Consider the following 20,104-nt stretch of genomic DNA (forward strand, 5'->3'; position numbering starts at 1 on the left):
GTTGCAGTGAGTCACGACAAACCGGACTGAGTTGATATGCCGTTCGAGCTTTTTGGAAAACGACAAGCTTAAACGAACCAGGCGCGAAGCCCGTTGACCCACATAATACTCAATACTCCACAAATAAGTAAACCGGATATAAACAGTACCAGATGACGTTAGACTCAACGATCAGCGGGTACGGTTGTCATAGCCAATGGCAGTGGGAATGGAGGCAATGATGATTCCTAATTCTATACCTATTCCCTGCCGTTTCGGGCTTCTGTTATCTCCTCAGCTTCTTCACGAAGTTGCGCGTTGTACTGACTCCCCTCTGTCAACGACTTTCTTTACCACGCGGGTAGGGTGCATTGCCCCGCGCCCAAAACCACAAAATCCGGTTGTTCAGGGCATCTTCGCCCGTATCGATACCCTCTTCAGCTTCTTCGACCGATGCGCGGGCGTAGCGCAATGCCTTACCCCGTAATAGCGAAAGCGGTTTATTCATCTCATCGAGTGGAACCCGGTTTGGCATGGCCACATACGGCGTAGCATCGGGTTTGTCAACAAAACAGTCGAACATGGGCAGGGCTGTGGCATCGATGACGTTCATTGGCGGCAGACCCAGAATCTGCTCGATGGTACGCACCATCGACGTTTGGTTGTAATTGGTGCGAATCGTTTTTTTCAGCCGCGAGTAGGGGCTGATGACGAAGCCCGTAGTACGGTAGGCCGAGATATGGTCCCAACCCGCCTGTGAGTCGTCTTCGGTAATAAAAATAGCGGTACTGTCGGCAAAACGACTCCGCTGAATGGCCTCTACAATCCGCCCAACAGCCAGATCGTTGTCGGCCACCATAGCACGCGGAGTCGGGAATTTGGGACTCATGCCCGCCGTATGATCGTTGGGGAGCGACATGATGAGCAGATTCGGCCATTGGTCGCCGGGGCGGGCCGCCGTTTCGTTCAGTTCGCGGATAAAGGCGTCGGCCCGCATCTGATCGTTAATTACTTCGTCGTCGCAGCCGGGAAAATCCATCGCCAGAATCGGTTTTACGCGACCAATCGTTGTGGTATTGGTGTACGAGAAAGGTTGTCCCGTTTGCGGAGTGCCCGCTCCGGCGTACCGGCCCAGGCGCATTTGGTACAGTTTCTGCCAGTCGTATTGTTGTTTGTCGAATTGGCAGGTGCAGGCTTCGCCGTAAATGCGTACCGTTTTGCCGTGGTCGAGGGCATTGTTCCAGATGAGGCCGTTTTTGTTATACACCAGCGCGTCGTAGAGTACGTGCGGATACGACCGAAACCAGCCGCGAACGCTCTTCTCGGTGTAATCCGTCACCATAGCAGCATCGGCCCAGTGGTGGCCTTCTGCCGACGATTTGCCCGACGCATGGTAGTTATCGAGCAACAAAAACTCCCGCGCCAGCCGGTGCTGATTGGGCGTCACGCTGTCGCCAAAAACACACAGCGACGGCATACCGCGCCCTTCGGGCATGTCGCCCAGTACCTGATCGTAGGTGCGATTTTCTTTGATGATGTACACCACGTGTTTAAACACCGATGGCTCACCGATGCGCTCCGGTACGGGCCGGGGACGCACTCCCGGACGCGGCAGGCGTTGAGCCAGAGCCAGCCGAAACTGCAAACTCAGCTTACGAACCCGCTCGGTGTACGCAGCCAGTTCTGCCGCGTTTGGCACAGGAATAATTGATACCGACGCCAACTGCCGGTGTGCGTTGTATGCCGTTTCTGCTTTTTTAGACAGTCGGTCGCGTCGACCCAACTCGGCGGGCTGAAGCGACCGCGCGCCCGTTGCTTCAAGGTTTGTTACGTACAGTTCATTGCCCAGCCGAACTAATCCTCCCGGATACGCCTGCGTCGGAATGTAGCCCTGAACGACCGCAGAGGGCGTTTTCTGGCTCACGTCGACTACTGCCACAGCGTTATCCAATCCATTGGCGACATACAGCGTGGTGCCTGCCGAGTCGAGCGCGAGGGCATTGGGCGTGCTGCCAACGTAGTTGTTGCCGGTGCCGAATAATCCGACCGGAATCGAATCGGTGACTTGCCGGGCCTGTGCGTCGATGATTGAGACGTAGTCGCTGTTGCCGTTGGCTACGTAAAGCCGCTGCTCATCGGGGCTGACCAGAATAGCGTTTGGATGCAGACCGACCCGCAGTTCGGTGTCGACCCGACCGCTGTTGGCATCAATCACCGACACTGTACCCCGCGCAATGGCACCCGTGCGCGGGTCGGTGTAGGCTTGTCCCCACGGAACGCCCGCCGTTTCAACGGTGCCGGTTGAGTCGGGCGTTGGCACGGGCCCGGCCCAGTTAGTCACAAACGCCCGGTTGCCCGCGAGTGCGACCCCAAACGGAGCCACCCCGGTAGGTGCCGACCAGACGATGCTTCGGTCTGACAGGCGCACTTTGATGAGTTGATTGCTACCATTCAGCACCACATACAGAAAACACTCGTCGTTCTCCACGCGCACGGCCACGTCGTTGGGCAGCGACAGGGGGGCAGGGGCTGCGGGCGCAAAAGGCAGCAACGCTACCGAGCCAATCTTCCCGTTTGCCCAGGTAGCTATGACCACGCCCGATTTGCCGCGTTCCCGCTCCGACGCACCCCAGACGATGTACGTTTGGCCGCGAAAGATGAAGGCTTCGATGCCCGAAAAGGTACTCATCAGACCCTTTGTGGCGGCATTGTCGCTCAAACTCCAGCGATAAACAATCTGGCGCGTAGCCCGGTCGAGTACGGCAATTCCGTAGCGGTCTTCGATAACGAGTTGGGTATTTCCGGGCAGGGGAGCAATATCGAGCGCGTGATTCTCAAGTTTAGGGTCGCCGAAAAACAGGGGTGTTCCTGCCGCGTCGATGAGCCGGTTATAAGGCATCGCTGCGGGCAGCGTATCGGCCAGAGTACGCTGGTCCGACGGGTGCCGATACGCTTTTTTCTGCGCCAGAACAGGGGCAGCCACAAGCAGGCAGAAGTAGATAAGCAGGCGAGACGACATAGAGCAAATGAGTAGCGGAGACCGGGTTACCGATCTCCGCGTAGCAATATAGCAATTTTAATAGCCCGGATTTTGTACCAGATAGCCCGGCAGGTTGGAGGCTCCGTCGATGGCCGTTTGCGGAATCGGGAAAATCCGTTTCTGCGGGTTGGCATCCGTCTTTTCGGTCCACTTATCTTCGTATTTACCAAACCGGATCAGGTCGGTTCGGCGCACCATCTCCCAATACAGTTCAAAGCCCCGTTCGCGCAGCAGCAGGTCGAGGTTCATGCTGGTAAGGGCAGGCGGAGGTGTCGTAGCCGTGCGCGACGCCCGTACTGTGTTCACGTCGGCCAGCGCACCGGCGGCATCGTTGCTCTTGCGGAGTTTGGCTTCGGCCCGCATCAGGTACACGTCGGCCAGGCGCACAATCGAAATGTCGGCATCGCCGAGGTTCCGACCCGACACCGATTTTTTGCTGAACTCATATTTCAGCACCCGGTAGCCGGTATTGTAATCACTGCCTGCTACTGTAAAGTCGATTTTCCCCGTAAAATTTACCGGCAGCGTGGGCCGGTTGCGGTTCACGTTGAAGAGCCGCCCCACGCGGTAGTTGGCACCGCAGCGCACAAACGCGCCATTGACCCGAATCAGGCCATATTGCTGCCCGCGCAGAATACCCCGGTTCATGTTGAAGTCGGCGGCTGCCATACACGAATCAGCCGGAATAGTCATGTTTTGTTTGTAAAAGCGGGGGTCTGCCGAAGCCGGGTCGCGGGGGGCATAGGCCGTAGCCCAGGTCTGGTAGTAATCGGGGGTAATGGCAGGGCCGTCGGTGCCGTTTGCACCCGTAAACGCAGGCAGTGGATACTGATCGCCTGATAGCGAGAAGTAGGCCAGCCGGTTATGCCCGTTCAGTTCGGCGCGTTGGTCAACGGCAAAAATCAACTCTTTATTGGCGTTATTGTCTGAGTTGAAAATCGAGAAATAATCGCGGGAAAGCTGGTACTGGCCCGAATTGATGATTTTGTCGCAATACTCTACCACCTTGTCCATATCGTCGGGCCGGAACGTAAACGTCGTAGCGTAGCGGTCGCGGTATACGGCAGCGTTGAGGTGCAAACGGGCCAGCAGCCCCCAAACGGCTCCTTTGGTCAGCCGACCGGGGCCAACCGTGGTCAGCAACTCCGGTTCTACGGCCATCAACTCGCTTTTCACATAGTCCAGAGCCTGTTCGCCCCGCAAAATTGTTGACACCGCCTGCGGGTCGTCTTTCACGAACACCACACCAAACAGATCGAGCAGCAGCATGTTGTAGTATGCCCGCATCCCCCGCGCTTCGGCCAGGTATGTTTTCACGTTCTGGTCGTTGATGGTCGGCAGCGTGTTGATTGCCGTAATCGAGCGCGAAATACCCTGCGTCAGCAGCAGCCAGGTGTTGCGCAGGTTGGGGTCGGTGCTGGTGTGCGTATGCTGGTGCATTGCCACGTAAATGCCGTTGTCGCCCCAGTCGGTGCCGCCCCGGTAAGGCAGAATGGCCTCGTCGGTCGAGATTTCCTGAATGGCGAAGTAGGTCGTGTGCTGAAAGATGTCGGGCAGGCGGGCGTAAACAGGGGCGATGTTGCCATCGGCGGCCTGCTTATCGGTCAGGCCCGTAGCCGAGGCTTCGTCGAGCACGTTTTCTTCCAGATCAGTGCAGCTATTGAGTACAAGCAGGCTGCACAGGGCTATGGTTGAGATAAGTATTTTTTTCATGATCAGAATGTCAGATTAAGGCCAAAAACAAAGGTGCGGGCCTTTGGATAACTCAGATAATCAATACCATACGACGAAATTCCATTAACGGTCCGGTCGATGTTCACTTCGGGGTCGTAGCCGTCATACTTTGTAATTACGAACAGGTTTTGCCCCGTTGCCGACAGCCGGATGTTTTTCACCCACCGATTTACGCCCAGCCGCTGCGTATCGAAATTATACCCCAGCGTGAGGTTGTTGAGCCGGAAAAAAGCACCGTCTTTCAGGAACCGGGTCGATACGGGTGCTGCGTTATTTATCGACTCGTTGGCTTCGCCGATGGCTTCCGTTGTGCCATTCAGCCCTTTCACTAACCGGGCCTTGTAGAAGAACGCGTTGGCGGTGTTGTCATACAGTTTGTTGCCAGCCACCCCGTTGAAGTTGGCCGTCAGGTCGAACCCTTTGTAAGCAACACTGCCGTTGATGTTGAACTGGCGGGTGGGCAGTGCGCTACCGGCGGCAATCCGGTCTTTGTCGGTGCCACCAATGCCATCGCCATCTACATCGCGGTATTTGCTGACGCCTTTTTCATCGATACCAATGTATTCGCGCAGGAAAAACGTACCGATAGGCTGCCCGTTCACGTAGCCATTGACGGTGGCTGAGGTCAGGCCCGGCCCCGACGCCGACCCGGACGTGATAACGGTGTAGGGCGAATTGTTGACCACATTGTTGATAAACGTGATGTTGCCGCCCACGTCGAACCGAAGTCCGCGCTGGTTCACATACCGGTAATTCAGTTCCAGTTCAACGCCCTGGTTGGTGATGGTCATGTCGGGTACGTTGGTCCAGTAAGTGGCGGCAGGCTGAATAGGGTCTGACGGAATCACCTCCAGCAGAATCTTGCCCGACACCTTGCGGAAATAATCCAGCGTACCGGTCAGGGCACCGCCGAACAGGCCGAAGTCAAGACCAATATCGGTTTGGGTCGATACTTCCCACTGAATGTCGGGGTTAGCAAGCCGGGTGTAAGTGGTGCCAGCCGGGTAGTTGGCCGACCCATCGAGCGGGTAGCTCGTTGAGGCCGACACGTTGGACGTGAACAACGCCTGCGTAATCTTCGACGGAATCTCCTGGTTGCCCGTTTGCCCCCACCCGGCCCGCAGCTTCAGGTCGGAGAAAGGCCCGGCCTGCAGAAATGGCTCTTCCGATAGCCGCCAGCCCGCCGAGAACGACGGGAAGACACCGTACTTGTTGTTGGCCCCGAATTTACTCGACCCATCGGCCCGCACGGTTGCCGTAAGCAGGTAGCGATTTTTGTACTGGTAGTTGGCCCGGCCAAAGAAAGACTGCAACTCGTTTTCGGTGGCAAACCCGCCCGGTCGGTTATTCGCCAGCGTCAAATCCTGCCCCTGACCGGGGTTGTTGATTGGTTCGATGGGCGAAATCGGAAACCTATTGATACTCCAGTTGCGGCCCTGAATCACAAACTTCTGGTACGAATGCCCCACCAGCCCCGTCAGGCTATGATCGGCCCAGTTGCGTGTGTAGGTAAAGTAGTTCTCGATCAGTACGTTGCGGTTGTTGGCATAGATGCTTTCGAGACGACCGTCCTGCTGTGGTACGGCATTCGCCAGTGCTTGCAAATCGCGGGTCGAACTGGCATTATCGACCCCCAGATTCAACTTATAAACAAGGTCTTTGGTGATTTTAAACGAAGGCGACAAATTAGCTACTACCCGATTGATGGTGGTGAGGTCTTTGTTCAGGGCCAGCGTAATGAGCGGATTCGTAAATGCCTGATAGCGGGCGGGTGCGCCCGTGGCGTCGTAGGCCGGGTACGTAGGATTGGCCGAGATAGCCGCACCGACGATGCCTTCGATGGGAGGCCGTTCGTTGACGGTTTGCGACGCGGTCAGGTTTACATCCACCACTAAGCGGTCGTCCAGCAATTTCTGCGATGCGTTGAAGCGACCCGTATACCGGTTCAGTTTGCTGTTTTTCAGGATACCTTCCTGATTTTGTACGCCCACTGAGCCGTAGTACGTGAATCGGTCGGCACCTCCGCTAAACGACAGATTGTGGTCCTGCGTAATGGCCGTGCGGCTGATTTCGCGCTGCCAGTCGGTCGATGCTTTCTGATCGTCGAGTACACCACCCACGGCCACCACCTGCCGCCGATACGCATCCGCCGAAAAAATGGGCAACGGTCGCGCCATGTTCGACACGCCGAGGCTGGACGACAGCGTCAGGCTACCGGCTCCGGCTTTACCTTTTTTGGTTGTGATCAGGATAACGCCGTTGGCACCACGGGCACCATAAATGGCCGTAGCCGACGCATCTTTCAAGACATCGATGGCGTCGATATCCTGCGGGTTCAGGAAGTTGAGCGGGTTGGTAGCTCCGCCCGTGCTGGAATTGTCGAGCGGAATGCCATCCAGCACGAACAGTGGTGTGCTGCCCGTTCTGACGCCCCCCGGCCCCCGGATGGTGATACTCTGCCGCGCGCCAGGCTCGCCACTGACCGACGTAACGTTTACCCCGGCCACTTTACCCTGTAGGAGTTGCTCCGGCGAGTTGATGACACCCCGGTTAAAATCCGTGCTTTTCAGCGATGTCAACGCCCCCGTCGCATCTTTTTTGGTCGTGGTGCCGTAGCCGATGACTACCACCTGCGCCAGTTCCGACGCCGACGCCACAAGCGCAACGTTGATCGTGGTTCGATTACCAACCGGCACTTCCTGCGAAATGAAACCAATAAACCCAACCACCAGCACAGCCGACCCGTCGGGTACAACAAGCCGAAAGTCGCCATTGGCGTCGGTGGTGGTTCCCTTTTGTGTTCCTTTGAGAACCACTGTGCAGCCTGCGAGAGCCTCGTTGGTGGCAGCATCCGTAACGCGGCCACTCACGGTCAGGTCGGCAGTTGGCTGTTGAGGCCGGGGCAGTTTTGAGAGGTAGGCAGGAGCCGGATTACCCGCCCCAATAACCGGCAGGAGCGTTATGGCCGATAGCAACCCGACCAATACTCCTCGCTTCACCATCGGCAACAGTGAAGATGTAAACAGATAAAAACAAGTCATAGCGAAGCACGTTAGTTCGTTGCGCAAAGTTCCGGCTATGTCTCGTTGTCCTGACGCTGTTATGCGGATTTAAAGAAATGATAAAGGTTTGCGCCCAACCTTCTTCCAAATCGGCTACCGTTGTTCCTCCACTGTATGCCTATGTATCCTTTGATTGAACGATTACGGGGTTTTCTCCTGAAAAAAGAACAATGCGCCTTCCATAAAGCCTACACAGCCGTTACGTGTGTATTACGGAATGGCTTACGTTGAACGATAACCGATAACATACCGGCAAAAGGACAACCCACATCGGCGGGCGGCTCAGCCAGCCAGTATGAGGCTGTTGTCTGCTGACACCTGCAAACATTGAGTTTGAACCTGGCGTTTTATCGCCATAACTCAACAAACAACGTTATGGAACGTACAAAATCAACGCAACACGGGTGGTTGCTCTTAGCCCGTGGCATCTTTTACATACTGATTGGGGTATTGATGTTTGTTTTTGCCAGTACTTACTCGGCGCAGTCGGGACATATTATCGGCGCGTTGGCGCTCGCGGCTGGTATCTGTCAGCTTTTCTTCTCATTCACCAACCAGCGTACAGACAAAAACAGCATCTGGGGTATTTTACACGGCCTCACCGACGTAGGTTTCGGCATTGCCATCTACATATTCTCCGAAGGAACCATCAAAGGTTTTGTAGACGTGCTGGGCTTCTGGGCCATGATGTACGCTTTTTTACAGTCTGTGCAGGCCATGTACGCCTTTCTGGCCGCCCGTGGAGCGGGTGTGGTCAGCAGCACCAGCCTGGTTCATTTCGGCAATGTCCTGGCCGCCGGGGGCCTGACGTTCACCCTGTTACTGCGGCCCGCCGGTTTCAACGAGTCGATGGGCTTTATCGGTATTTTTCCGATTATTCTCGGTATTCTGATTGTTGTCATGGCCCGGCAAATGCGAGTGCAGGCAGTAGCGCAGTGATCTACGCTACTGCGCCATGCTGGCCCGAACCTGCTGGCCAATGGGCACGTATTCGACTTCGCAGGGGTAGCCAAACAGGCAATTGTCTTTGATACGCTGGGCCACCGGCTCCGGCACCAACTGCTCCCAGCCGTCTTCGCCGTTCTGAATCATTTCCAGTACGCGGTCGGTCGAGATATGCAGGTTGGCTTCGTTGTAGTCAGTAATATCCTCGATTTTGTCGTTGCGTACCAGATACTGGAACAGCGGTTCGAGCGTAGCCGGGAGTTGAAACTCGTTGCAGGTATAAATCGTGTTGTTCCTCAGCGTCGGGTACACAAACAGTTTCACCTTCCGGCTAAACAGCGTGGCGAACGACTCCAGAATGCCGCCTGGCAGAAACTCGTAGTGGCCTTCTTCAAAGATGTATTCAAGGTTCGGTATGCCCACAATCAGGCCAATTTTCAGCCGCGTCAGTTTAGCTAAATAGGCTACCAACTTGTAGTATTCCAGATAATTGGATATCATCACCGAGATGCCCATCGAGCACAAGATGTCGACCCGGTCCAGAAAATCTTTCTCGTCGATGCCCTGCTCGTTGGCTTTCAGATTATGCAGCGTTAGCTCGGCCATCGATACTAAGCGGCTGGTATCTACGTCACTTTCTTCTTTAAACTGCTTCAGGCCATTCTGAATCATGTCCATCTGCACGTTGGTGAGGGGCCGCAGCCGTCCGCGCATCACCAGAATGTTCTTTTTATACAGAGCCTCGGAGGGTTGCAGCACCTGCCCGTCAGACCCAAACAGGGCGCAGTCGGTGAAGCTGTTTTTCACTAAGTGCAGGCTCATCAGCCGATTATCGACGTCGGCAAAGTCGGGGCCGCTGAACCGAATCATGTCGATCTGAATACGCTCCGGCACAAGGTCGTCCATGAGCGACAAGACCAGCGTTTCGGGCGATTTGGCGTAGTAGTAACAGCCATAAATCAGGTTCACGCCAATAACGCCCAACGCCTGCTGCTGCAATACGTTTTCGTTATCGAGCATCCGAACGTGAATAATCACGTCGTTGTAGCCCGCCTGTGGGTTTAGCTGAAAGCGGCAGCCAATCCAGCCGTGAGCATCGTTGGTTTTTTGAAAGTTCAGGGCAGCTACCGTGTTGGCAAAGGCAAAAAACGTGGTATCGCGTCCGCGTTTTTCGGCCAATCGCTTCTCCAGCAGGCTATATTCTTTCGCCAGCATTTTTACCAATCGTGATTCTACCACATAGCGACCACTTTCTTCAACGCCATAAATCGAGTCGCTGAAGGTCATGTCGTAGGCCGACATCGTTTTGGCAATCGTACCCGACGAGCCGCCGGCTTTAAAAAACATGGCGGCTGTTTCCTGCCCCGCGCCAATCTCGGCAAACGAACCGTAGATTTTGCGGTCGAGGTTGATGCGTAGTGCTTTCTGCTTTGTACCTATATTTTTCTCGTACAACATGCTGGTGGTTTGCTGATAGAAACGTTACGGACACAAATATACAAAACCGCTGTCCGTCTGCACGGTCAGCCGGGGTTACGAATTTGTTGTTTCTGCCCCAATCAGGGCCATTCGATAAACATATTGCCGCCCCCGGTCTTCTGATCGAGCGACGAGCCGAGTTCGGGCAGTTGGTCGGCAACGGTTGGCGCGGCCCGCCGAACCATGCGGGTGCCGGTGATGCGAAAAACGGCTTCGCCCAGCAGTGGCTCGGTCAGGTCGCCAAACGCTTTCATGCCCACGCTGGGTTCGCGCACCTCAACCGATGGAACAAAACCGGCTCCGTAGTCCGATACGCCCTGCGCGTTGGCCGACCGGAACGTAATGGGCTGAATACCCCACTGAATGCGTTTTCGCCTGTCATCGATTGTAATCGATCCAACGTTTTTGCCGACCGTTGTGGTGCCGATGGTCCGCACGTCCATAAATGGGCGCAGACCGTTAATAACCAACTCACTGGCCGAAGCCGTGCGGCCCGATGTCAGGATAAACACCCGGCTCAGATTTGCGCCAATATTGTTGGGCATGGTCATGAATTTCTGTGTGCGCCAACCGGCACCGTTCCGCTGTCTGTCCAGTTCGGTAGTTACCAGGTTGTTCCATTGCTGCGTATAAAACACCTTCGACGCATCGACGTTTTTACCGATCAGACTGGCTAAGCGAGTTGACGAACTGACGTAGCCGCCCGGATTATAGCGCAAATCGAGTACCAGTTCGTTGACACCCTGTTGCTTAAATCGGGCAAAAATAGCGTTCAGCTTATTATCATATGTTTCGTCGGTCTGTGGCCCGTTGGGGTTATACAAACCGGGATTGAACTGCGTATAAACCACGTAACCAATTTTTCTGCCGCCGATGGTATAGACCGAATCGAGCAGTACGGGGTCTTGCTGCAACACCACCGCCGACACCTGCCGGACTTGTCCATTTTCTACGATGGCCCCGCTGCCAGTCACGTTCGCCAGCGCGAACGTAAACGCGTCGCCGGTCGAGAGCAGGTCGAGGTAGTTGGTGCCGGTGAGCAGTTGGCCGTTGACGCGGGTGATGATGTCGCCCCGCCGAAGGCCCGCCCGCAATGCCGGTGAGTTCAGATGTACGTACAACACCGATAGCATCACGTTCGACGTGCCGGGCCGGGCCAATACGCGGTATTCGATGCCGGTCGATTTGCTTTGCCCACCCAGCGACGCCCGCAGTTCATCGGCACTGGGCTGTATCCACGAAAATCGGTCACGGTCGGGGTTGGCCGTGTTGGCCCGGTCGAAGAGTAACGATGCGAAGAACTGAGCGGGCGCGAGATTGCGGTTTGGGCTGGCGGGTAGTTTGTCGTTCCATAGATACACCTGTTTCATATTGGCCAGAATCCAGTCGTTCACTTCTTGGTCAGTCACGGCTCCGGTGGTGGCCGTACTCGACAAAGGCGTTAGAACCGACGGGCTTACATCGTCCTGTTTTTTGCAGGAAGTCAGACAGAGCGAAGCCACGACCGTACTCAACAAAAGCGGTCGCCAGAGTGCAGAAGCGTTTATAAATGACATGCAACGAGTAAGATAAAGGCGATGCTGTATTAACGAAAATTACCTACAAACTGATTTGTTAATGTTTGCTTCAACAAAACGCATCCTCGATGTGCTTAATCCGGATTTCGTTATTGTTGATAATCACCGACACAATGTCGAACCGAACGTCGTGCTGCCAGTTGTGGGCGAAGATGTAATGTTCGGCTGTTCGCATGACTAATTTAGCTTTCGTGTAATTCACAAACTCTTCAGGATTGCCAAAGCTGACGTTGGTGCGGGTTTTGACTTCCACAAAAATCAGTAGCTTGGCCTTCTGGGCAATGATGTCGATTTCGGCATGTTGGTGGCGGTAGTTAGTTGTCAGAATCTGATAGCCATTCTCGCGCAGGTAACGGGCTGCTTCGGCTTCGCCCTGTTTACCGGTTTCGTTGTGCTGAGCCATAGTTGGAGGGGGTTACGGTGGCCGAACCGAACGAAAGCCGCTGGTTCGCTTGTTGTTTGGGTAGATTGATAGCCGTAAAAGAATGAATACGCTTACCAATAAGCAAGTAAAGTTTAGCGATTTAGGATTAATTGATTATAAAACCGCCTGGGACGAGCAGGAGCGGCTCTTTGCCAGCATCGTTGACCAGAAAATGCAGAGCCGCGCAGGCCCGGAGCCAACGCCAACATCCAACTACCTGCTTTTCTGCGAACATCCGCACGTCTACACACTCGGCACGAGCGGTCATGCCGAAAACCTGCTGGTCGATGAAACCCGGCTTGCGACCGAGTTTGGAGCGACATTCTTCAAAATCCGGCGCGGGGGCGACATTACCTATCACGGTCCCGGTCAGTTGGTGGGCTACCCAATTCTGGATTTAGACAATTTTTTTACGGACATTCACCGCTACATGCGGTTGTTGGAAGAAAGCATCATCCTGACGCTGGCCGATTACGGCCTTGTAGCGGGCCGCATCGACGGGTCGGGCCACGAAAGGCTGACGGGCGTTTGGTTAGGTAGCGACATACCGGGGGGCAGCGGCCCGGCCCGCAAAATCTGCGCAATGGGCGTAAAGGCAAGCCGCTGGGTAACGATGCACGGATTTGCGTTGAATGTGAATACAGATTTAGCGTATTTTAGCCATATTGTTCCCTGCGGCATCGTTGGCAAAGCCGTAACCTCGCTGGCGACCGAGTTGGGTCGGGCGGTGCCGCTGCCCGAAGTAGCCGCACACGTTCGGCGGCATATGGCAGCGTTATTTGACATGGACTTAATTGACGAATGAAAAAAGACATAAATTTCCTGCCCGTTGAGGGCGTACAGGTAGTGATCGCCCGCAAAGAGAACAACATAAGCGGATACGATTGGCAGGTTTTTCTGATTAACCAGAACGACGTACCCATTAAAACCGTGTTTGTGACCTCGAAAGGCTACGGTCTGAAAAACGACGAAGAGCAGAAAACCTCGACGTTGCGGCATTTTTTTGTAGAAGTGGCACCGGGCGCGCATGAGGTGGTTGAAACCATTCTGCCCGACGTCTTTCACCTCACTAATGAGTACTGGGTCAGCTATTTTATTGGCGACCAGATTTTTGATAAAAAATTCATATTCGTCCCCGACAGCATTGTAGAAGACAATCTGGTAACGGTGCCGCTACTGGGACTGGAAGGAATTCTGCACGATTAACGTACCTGCGGGTTTCAGCCCGCCAACTGGTGAAGTTAACTTACGTCGGTAATCAGGGGCTTCAGCCCGCAGGTACACATACACATGAGAAACGGAAAACCCAAAACGAATAAATACAGCCGACCGAGCACGTCTCGGTCGCGGGAGAAGGGTGTAGAGAAAGCGGGTCGGCCTGTTATACAGGCCGACCGCTTTTTAGACGAACTGAAAAATGACCTGATCGCCTTTTTCCAGATTAATGGTGACGATTCATTTACGCAGGAACAGGTACTCGATCATTTCGACGTGGCCGACCGACGCATGAAACTCATCCTGCACGGTCTGCTCGGCGAACTGCTCGAAGAAGGGTCGATTGTTCGGCAGGCCGATGGCACATACCGCGCCGATGCCAACGCTAACACCGTTGAAGGCGTGGTCGATCACGTTAATTCGCGCTTTGCGTTCGTGATTCCAACCACAGTCAATGGCGAACGCAGCGAACGCGACGACCATATCTGGGTATCGACCGACGACCTTAACGGGGCCGTCGATGGCGACCGGGTGCGCGTAATTCGCTTTACAGATTCGCGCAATAGAGGGAGACGCATCGAAGGCAAAGTCGAAAGCGTTATCGAGCGGGGGCGTACTGAACTGGTAGGCCGCATTGAGGTGTGGCCGGCTTACGGCTATGTAGTGGCCGACAGCAAGAAGATTTACGACGACATCTACATTCCGAAAGAAAAGCTCGGCGGTGCCAACGACGACGAGAAGGTTATTGTTCGCATCACGAAGTTTCCCGACGCGCTGAGCAGCAAACAACGCTTTGAGGGCGAAGTGATTACAGTGCTGGGAGTGGCCGGGCAGAACGACACCGAGATGCACGCCATTCTGGCCGAGTTTGGTTTGCCCATCAATTTCCCGGAAGACGTTGAGCAGGAAGCCGAAGCCATTCCGACGAAGATTCTGAAAAAAGACCTCGCCAAACGGCGCGACATGCGCGACGTAACAACGTTTACCATCGACCCGGTTGATGCCAAAGACTTTGACGACGCGCTCTCGGTGCAGGTGTTAGACAACGGCAACTACGAAATCGGTATTCACATTGCCGACGTAACGCACTACGTACTGCCCGGCTCCAGGCTCGAAGAGGAAGCCTATAAACGGGCTACGTCGGTTTATCTGGTAGATCGCGTGGTGCCGATGTTGCCCGAAAAACTCTCGAACGGCCTGTGTTCGCTGCGGCCCAACGAAGACAAACTGACTTTCTCGGCGGTGTTTGAGCTAACCCCCGACGCCCGCATCGTGAACGAATGGTTTGGGCGCACGGCCATTCACTCGAACCGGCGATTCAGCTACGAAGAAGCCCAGGAAATACTGAATACGAGCGCAGGCGATTATCTGGCCGAACTGCAACTACTCAACGAACTGGCTTATAAGCTACGCAACGAGCGATTCAAGCATGGTGCTATCAATTTTGAGACCACCGAAATTCGGTTTCGGCTCGATGAGAACGGCGTTCCGCTGGGCGTATATACCAAGTTGCGGCAGGATACCAACAAACTCATCGAAGAGTTTATGCTGCTGGCAAACAAGCGCGTGGCCGAGTTTGTGCATTCCCTCTCGAAACAGAATAAAGCAGGGGCGGAGAACACGATGGTGTACCGCGTTCACGAAGGCCCCGACGAAGAAAAGCTACGCCAATTCGCTGATTTTGCCGCCCGCCTGGGCTATAAGCTGAACGTTGACGAAGAAAAGTTATCGAGTTCGATGAACCGGTTTATGGCGAGTATCGAAGGGAAACCCGAAGCCGGTATGTTGTCGCAACTGGCCGTTCGAACCATGTCGAAAGCGCGGTATAGCACAGAAGACATCGGCCACTTTGGGCTGGCGTTTCGGCGGTATTCGCACTTTACCTCGCCCATCCGTCGCTACCCCGACATGATGGCCCACCGGCTGTTGCAGCACTACCTCGACAGAGGCAAACCCGCCGACCGCGAACCACTCGAAGATCAGTGCAAACACGCATCGGCCCGTGAGAAAATGGCGTCCGATGCCGAACGCGCAAGTATTAAATATAAACAGGTCGAATTCATGAGCCGGATGCCCGCCGACCAAACGTTCGCCGGGGTAATTTCGGGCGTGACGGAGTTCGGCATTTTCGTAGAAATTACCGAAAACAACTGCGAAGGTCTGGTGCGGATGCAGGACCTGAGCGACGATTTCTACGAGTTCGACAAGGACAATTACCGCATCATCGGCAGTCGGCACAAGAAAATGTACACCTTTGGCGACGCCGTAGAAGTACGCGTCAAAGAAACCAACCTCGCCCGCCGAAGCATGGATTTCATGCTCGTGAGCGACAAAGCCGGTCACGCAACCGATTCGGGCAACCGCCGGTCGGGTCGGCGCGATAGCGAACGGGGTTCGCGGGAGGGCGGGGCATCGTCGCGTTCGTCTTCTTCGGGTCGTTCGTCGGGTAAACGTAGCAGTGGCCCCGCGCCCAAGGGCGAAAATCGGCGGGGAGGCCGGGGCAGACGGTAATGCCCTACCCCACTGGCGCAGACGTAGCGGCAAACTGCTTTGGGCTTTGACCGAACTCTTTGGCGAAACAACGCGAGAAATATGCCGGGTCGCGAAAACCGACCCGGTAGGCTACCTCCGACACCGATACGTCTGCATCGCTTCGTAACCACTGTGCCGCCCGCTTCAACCGTACCGACCGGATGAATTCAACCCCTGACAGTCCCGTCAGGGTTTTGAGTTTTCGGTAAAGCAGCGTCTCGCTCAGGTTCAGGGCTTCCTCCAGATCATGTACGCTCAGGTCGGGGTCGTCAATGCGGGCTTCGATGAGCCGGAGTGCCTGCGTCAGAAACTGCTCGTCGGCAGACGTAGTGGTCAGTTCCGAGGGCTGCACCGTAACGACCCGCCCGAACCGCTCGCGCAGATGCTGCCGGGTGCGCAGCAGGTTCTGCACGCGGTTCAGCAGCATTTGTTCGTTGAACGGCTTCGCGAGGTAATCGTCGGCCCCGACAGACAACCCTTTCAATTGACTATCGGCGTTCTGCCGGGCCGTGAGCAGAATCACCGGAATATGGCTGGTGGCGGGGTGCTGCTTCAGTCGGCGGCACAGGTCGAGACCATTCAGCTTCGGCATCATCAGGTCCGAAATAATCAGGTCGGGGTGGCGGTCGAGCACCAGTTGCCAGCCATCTTCCCCGTTGGCCGCTTCCCACACGACGTACTGCTCCGCAAACACCGAGCGGATATACGCCCGCAGTTCGTCGTTGTCTTCTACCAGCAGCAAACTCCCCTGCGGCTGTCCGCCCGGTGCAGGCGTTGGCACGTTCGTTTGGCTAACGACCAGCATGTCAACAGGTAATCGTTCCAATGTCGGCCCGACTGCATTCTCTTCCAGCGTGGGGGGCGTGAGCGGCAACCGGACGGTGAAGCAACTACCCCGGCCCACCTCACTCGCTACGTCGATTTGTCCGCCCACGAGTTCGATCAGTTCACGGCAGAGTGCCAGGCCCACGCCCGTCCCAACGGTTTTCGATTGATTCCGCCCATCGATTTGGTAGAACCGCTGGAAGATGTGGCTAAGGTGCTCCGGCGCGATGCCCGTACCCGTATCGCGCACCGTCAGCACAGCTTGTTGGGGCGGGTGGGCGGTGTCGGCGGGGGTGAGCGTTACGTCTATTTCGCCCCCTTCGGGCGTGAACTTGAGCGCGTTTGAGAGCAGGTTCGACAATACGTTTTCGAGCAGATCGGGGTCGTACCAAACCGGTACGTTCGGGAAACTGGACTGGTACATGATTCGGTGCGTGACCGACAACGGCTGGAACGTAGCGACGATGCGTTCGACAAAGTCGGGCAATGTATTGCGGCTGAGTCGGGGACGCATTTGCCCGGCTTCGAGTTTCGAGAGGTCGAGCAACTGGTTGATGAGCCGAAGCAAGCGTTGCGCATTGCGATGGATGAGCCGGTGTTGCTGCTGAACCTGCTCGGTGGGCATACCCGTCTCTTTCGTTATCAGCCGTTCCAACGGACTGATGATGAGCGTAATGGCCGTGCGGAACTCGTGCGAGATATTCGTAAAGAAGTTGGTTTTTAATTCATCTAACTCCCGAATCTTCTGAGCCTCCAGCGTTTGCGCCCGTAGCTCGTAGCGGAAGCGTTCGCGCACCCGTACCCCGTGCCGAATTGCCCAGAGGGCCAGCAGTACCAGCAGCGCGTACCCCGCATAGGCCCAGCCCGTGCGATACCAGGGCGGCAATACCCGTATGGTCAGCGTCGTTTCGTCGGCCCCGAAGCCATTCACGGCTTTCACCCGAAACGTATAATCGCCGGGGTCGAGGTTGGTGTAGGTGGCCGAGCGTTGCGTACCTACGTAGTTCCAGTCGGGGTCGAGCGGGTCGAGTCGGTAAGCATACTGGGCTTTGGACGCGTTACGAAAATTGAGCACCAGAAAATCGAGCGTAAACACCGACTGACCGTGCCGTAGTGTGAGTTCTTTCGTTTGCGTGAGGGGTTGTTTGAGCGGGGAGTCGGCACTACCCACCGCCACCGGTCGGTTGAATAGCCTCAGGCCCGTTAACAGTACTGGGAGCCGGTTGCGCGTAACCGGTACGCTATCGGGGTGGAAATACGTCAGGCCCTCGGTACTCCCGAAAAAGAGGTGTCCGTCGGGGCTGCGGTAGCTGGCGTTGGTCATAAACTCCCGACCCGACAGCCCATCGCAGGTGCTATACGACGTAAAGATGTCGCGTTCGGGGTCGAAGCGCGACAGGCCGTCGTTGGTAGCAATCCAGAGCATGCCGCGCTTATCCTGAAGAATACTTTTGACGGTATTATTAGCCAAACCATTTTCGGTGGTGTAGGTCACAAACCGCCCTGTTCGCCGGTCGAAGCGGTTCAGCCCCCCACCGTTCGTACCGACCCAAAGCCGGTGTTGCGCATCCTCGAACAGGGCGTTGATGTGGTCCTGCGCCAGACTACCGGGCCGGTCGTCGCTGAGGTAATGCCGAATGCGCCGGGTGCGGAGGTTCAATGCCCATAGCCCATCGCTGTACGTACCGAGCCATAACGTGCCGTCGCTCGTTTGGCACATGGCCTTCGCCCCCATCGTTTTCAGATTAACCCCGTCGATAACGTCAGGCAGCGGATCACTACGCAGTGTAATGGGGTCGAAACGCAGTATCCCATCACTCCGGGTCGATACCCAGATACGGTTGCTATCTGCCGGGGCAAACGCCTGCGCGAAGTTGGTAGCCGATGTTATTGCTGCCGATGCGTTGCCCGGCTGCGAGACGAACCGGCGGGTTGGCGGATTCCAGACGGCGAAAGGCTGATTCCAGGTTCCTGCCAGCGGTCGGTCGGCGGGGAAATGGCTCAGCAGATAGACGTCACGGCCCGGAATGTGGGGAGGCACAACCCGCTCGAAGCGTTTCGCAGAAGGAGTCCAATAGGTTAGGCCCGCCGATGAGCCGAGCCAGACACCCCCGCTCCGATCGCCCCCAATGGCGGTCACTTTGCGTTCGGGCAGGCCATCTTTACGCGTTAATGTACGGAAGTGTTCAGCTTCGTGATACGCTACGTTCAGACCACCTTCCCACGTACCGACCCATACATTGCCGCTGCGGTCTGTCAGCAGACTTTTCACGGCATGGCTGCTCAATCCCTGCTCCTGATCGGGTTGGGCGGGCTGGTGAACGGCCCGGCTAAGGTCGCCTTGTGGCACACGTAGCAGCCCGTCGTCGGTACCAATCCAGAGCGTTTGCCGGGTGTCGCGGGCAAAAGACGTAATTGAGTTCAGTCCGCCACGCTTGCCAGGCTGGTAAAACACCTGTCGTGGCTGGCGTTCGCCCGGTTGGAGTTGGTACAGGCCCCTGGCTTCGGTGCCAATCCAGAGCGTTTGGTCGGGGGCTTCGTAAAACGCAACAATTCGGTTGCCGCTCGCCGGGCCGGGTAGCCGACCGTACTGCAATACCCGAAACGGGTCCTGCGCTACGTGGTAGAACGTACCACCCTGCGTACCGACCCAGCACGTGCTCTGCCGCCCTGCACCCAATGCCGTTACATTCGGCTCGGCCATAGGGCTTTCCGCGCCCGACAGCAGCTTAGCCCGAAGCGTATGTTTGTCGACAAAAAACAGACCCGCCCCCGGTGTTCCTACCCAAACGCCCTCCTGCTGCGCCAGCAATGCCGATACGCCCGTGATGGTGCGCCCACCTGCCCGCAACGGTACCCGAACGAAGTGTTCGGTTTGGCGGTCGAGGTAGCACACGCCCCCCGTGTACGTACCCACCCACAGGCGATCCTGCGCATCTTCGGCCAGCACCCACACGTCGCTGGCGGGCAGGCTGGTGCTGTCGCGCCGATGGTGTCGGTACGTAGTAAAACCGTAGCCATCGTAGCGGTTCAGTCCATCAGCCGTGCCCAGCCAAAGGAACCCCTGCCGATCCTGAATGATCTGCGTGATGGTGCTTTGCGATAAACCCTGGGCCGTTGTGAAGCGATGAAACGGCACCTGCCCCCGCCCTACCGTTGCCAATAGCCAGCTCACTATTGTCCACATTACGCGCTGTCGAGTGAAGCCGCACATAGCCATCAGGGTGCTGTTCATAGATCTGTAAAGAAATTAATGTAACTCACTCTGCTATATGTGAGCGATGATGCCCCG

The 20,104-nt window shown here is 56.0% G+C and carries 11 protein-coding genes; 4 read left to right on the forward strand and 7 right to left on the reverse strand.

The annotated features are described in order from the left end of the window. Positions 1–316: 316 nt before the first annotated feature. From AWR27_RS18025 to AWR27_RS18035, 3 genes are read right to left on the reverse strand one after another with little or no spacing between them, the layout of a single operon-like run. Positions 317–2,998: a bifunctional YncE family protein/alkaline phosphatase family protein gene (locus AWR27_RS18025; RefSeq protein WP_077132480.1), complete on the reverse strand. Its 2,682-nt coding sequence runs from the start codon at positions 2,996–2,998 to the stop codon at positions 317–319. A 57-nt stretch (positions 2,999–3,055) separates the two neighbouring features. Further along, on the reverse strand, positions 3,056–4,732 hold the full coding sequence (locus AWR27_RS18030; RefSeq protein WP_077132481.1) for a RagB/SusD family nutrient uptake outer membrane protein: 1,677 nt from the start codon (positions 4,730–4,732) through the stop codon (positions 3,056–3,058). Between the two features lie 2 nt (positions 4,733–4,734). Beyond that, positions 4,735–7,794 carry a SusC/RagA family TonB-linked outer membrane protein gene (locus AWR27_RS18035; RefSeq protein WP_083732902.1) on the reverse strand — a complete coding sequence of 1,020 codons (3,060 nt, stop codon included), beginning with the start codon at positions 7,792–7,794 and terminating at the stop codon, positions 4,735–4,737. Positions 7,795–8,190: 396 nt separating this feature from the next. Between AWR27_RS18035 and AWR27_RS18040 the strand changes: the two genes are divergently transcribed. Next, entirely contained in the window at positions 8,191–8,754 is a 564-nt protein-coding gene (locus AWR27_RS18040) for a DUF308 domain-containing protein (protein ID WP_077132482.1), read from the forward strand. A 6-nt stretch (positions 8,755–8,760) separates the two neighbouring features. On the opposite strand, the gene AWR27_RS18045 is transcribed toward AWR27_RS18040, so the two are convergent. The 3 genes from AWR27_RS18045 to AWR27_RS18055 all read right to left on the reverse strand — a co-directional run bounded on the left by AWR27_RS18045 (position 8,761) and on the right by AWR27_RS18055 (position 12,219). After that, positions 8,761–10,215, reverse strand: a complete 1,455-nt coding sequence (locus AWR27_RS18045; RefSeq protein ID WP_077134064.1) for a nicotinate-nucleotide adenylyltransferase — start codon at positions 10,213–10,215, stop codon at positions 8,761–8,763. A 104-nt stretch (positions 10,216–10,319) separates the two neighbouring features. Continuing rightward, the gene (locus AWR27_RS18050) at positions 10,320–11,795 is read right to left on the reverse strand and encodes a S41 family peptidase (protein WP_077132483.1); all 1,476 of its coding nucleotides are present in this window, start codon (positions 11,793–11,795) and stop codon (positions 10,320–10,322) included. A gap of 70 nt (positions 11,796–11,865) precedes the next feature. After that, positions 11,866–12,219: a YraN family protein gene (locus AWR27_RS18055; protein WP_077132484.1), complete on the reverse strand. Its 354-nt coding sequence runs from the start codon at positions 12,217–12,219 to the stop codon at positions 11,866–11,868. Positions 12,220–12,301: 82 nt separating this feature from the next. Here AWR27_RS18055 and lipB point away from each other — a divergent pair, with 82 nt between their 5' ends. From lipB to rnr, 3 genes are all read left to right on the forward strand, one after another. After that, on the forward strand, positions 12,302–13,045 hold the full coding sequence (gene lipB / locus AWR27_RS18060; protein WP_077132485.1) for a lipoyl(octanoyl) transferase LipB: 744 nt from the start codon (positions 12,302–12,304) through the stop codon (positions 13,043–13,045). Further along, entirely contained in the window at positions 13,042–13,446 is a 405-nt protein-coding gene (locus AWR27_RS18065) for a hypothetical protein (RefSeq protein ID WP_077132486.1), read from the forward strand. The genes lipB and AWR27_RS18065 overlap by 4 nt, the downstream gene beginning before the upstream one ends. A gap of 84 nt (positions 13,447–13,530) precedes the next feature. Next, the gene (gene rnr, locus AWR27_RS18070) at positions 13,531–15,966 is read left to right on the forward strand and encodes a ribonuclease R (protein WP_077132487.1); all 2,436 of its coding nucleotides are present in this window, start codon (positions 13,531–13,533) and stop codon (positions 15,964–15,966) included. Positions 15,967–15,970: 4 nt separating this feature from the next. Here the strand turns inward: rnr and AWR27_RS18075 are convergent, their stop codons facing one another. Beyond that, the gene (locus AWR27_RS18075; RefSeq protein ID WP_083732903.1) at positions 15,971–20,047 is read right to left on the reverse strand and encodes a hybrid sensor histidine kinase/response regulator transcription factor; all 4,077 of its coding nucleotides are present in this window, start codon (positions 20,045–20,047) and stop codon (positions 15,971–15,973) included. Between the last annotated feature and the right edge of the window lie 57 nt (positions 20,048–20,104).

The sequence above is a fragment of the Spirosoma montaniterrae genome, assembly GCF_001988955.1.
GTDB classification, from domain to species: Bacteria; Bacteroidota; Bacteroidia; order Cytophagales; family Spirosomataceae; genus Spirosoma; species Spirosoma montaniterrae.

What these genes read in the sequence shown, in the direction of transcription:
- AWR27_RS18040 (WP_077132482.1), top strand. Translation starts at nt 8,191, where the DNA reads ATGGAACGTACAAAATCAACGCAACACGGGTGGTTGCTCTTAGCCCGT.
- AWR27_RS18065 (WP_077132486.1), top strand. Translation starts at nt 13,042, where the DNA reads ATGAAAAAAGACATAAATTTCCTGCCCGTTGAGGGCGTACAGGTAGTG.
- AWR27_RS18050 (WP_077132483.1), bottom strand. Translation starts at nt 11,795, where the DNA reads ATGTCATTTATAAACGCTTCTGCACTCTGGCGACCGCTTTTGTTGAGT.
- lipB (WP_077132485.1), top strand. Translation starts at nt 12,302, where the DNA reads ATGAATACGCTTACCAATAAGCAAGTAAAGTTTAGCGATTTAGGATTA.
- AWR27_RS18030 (WP_077132481.1), bottom strand. Translation starts at nt 4,732, where the DNA reads ATGAAAAAAATACTTATCTCAACCATAGCCCTGTGCAGCCTGCTTGTA.
- rnr (WP_077132487.1), top strand. Translation starts at nt 13,531, where the DNA reads ATGAGAAACGGAAAACCCAAAACGAATAAATACAGCCGACCGAGCACG.
- AWR27_RS18055 (WP_077132484.1), bottom strand. Translation starts at nt 12,219, where the DNA reads ATGGCTCAGCACAACGAAACCGGTAAACAGGGCGAAGCCGAAGCAGCC.
- AWR27_RS18075 (WP_083732903.1), bottom strand. Translation starts at nt 20,047, where the DNA reads ATGAACAGCACCCTGATGGCTATGTGCGGCTTCACTCGACAGCGCGTA.
- AWR27_RS18025 (WP_077132480.1), bottom strand. Translation starts at nt 2,998, where the DNA reads ATGTCGTCTCGCCTGCTTATCTACTTCTGCCTGCTTGTGGCTGCCCCT.
- AWR27_RS18035 (WP_083732902.1), bottom strand. Translation starts at nt 7,794, where the DNA reads ATGACTTGTTTTTATCTGTTTACATCTTCACTGTTGCCGATGGTGAAG.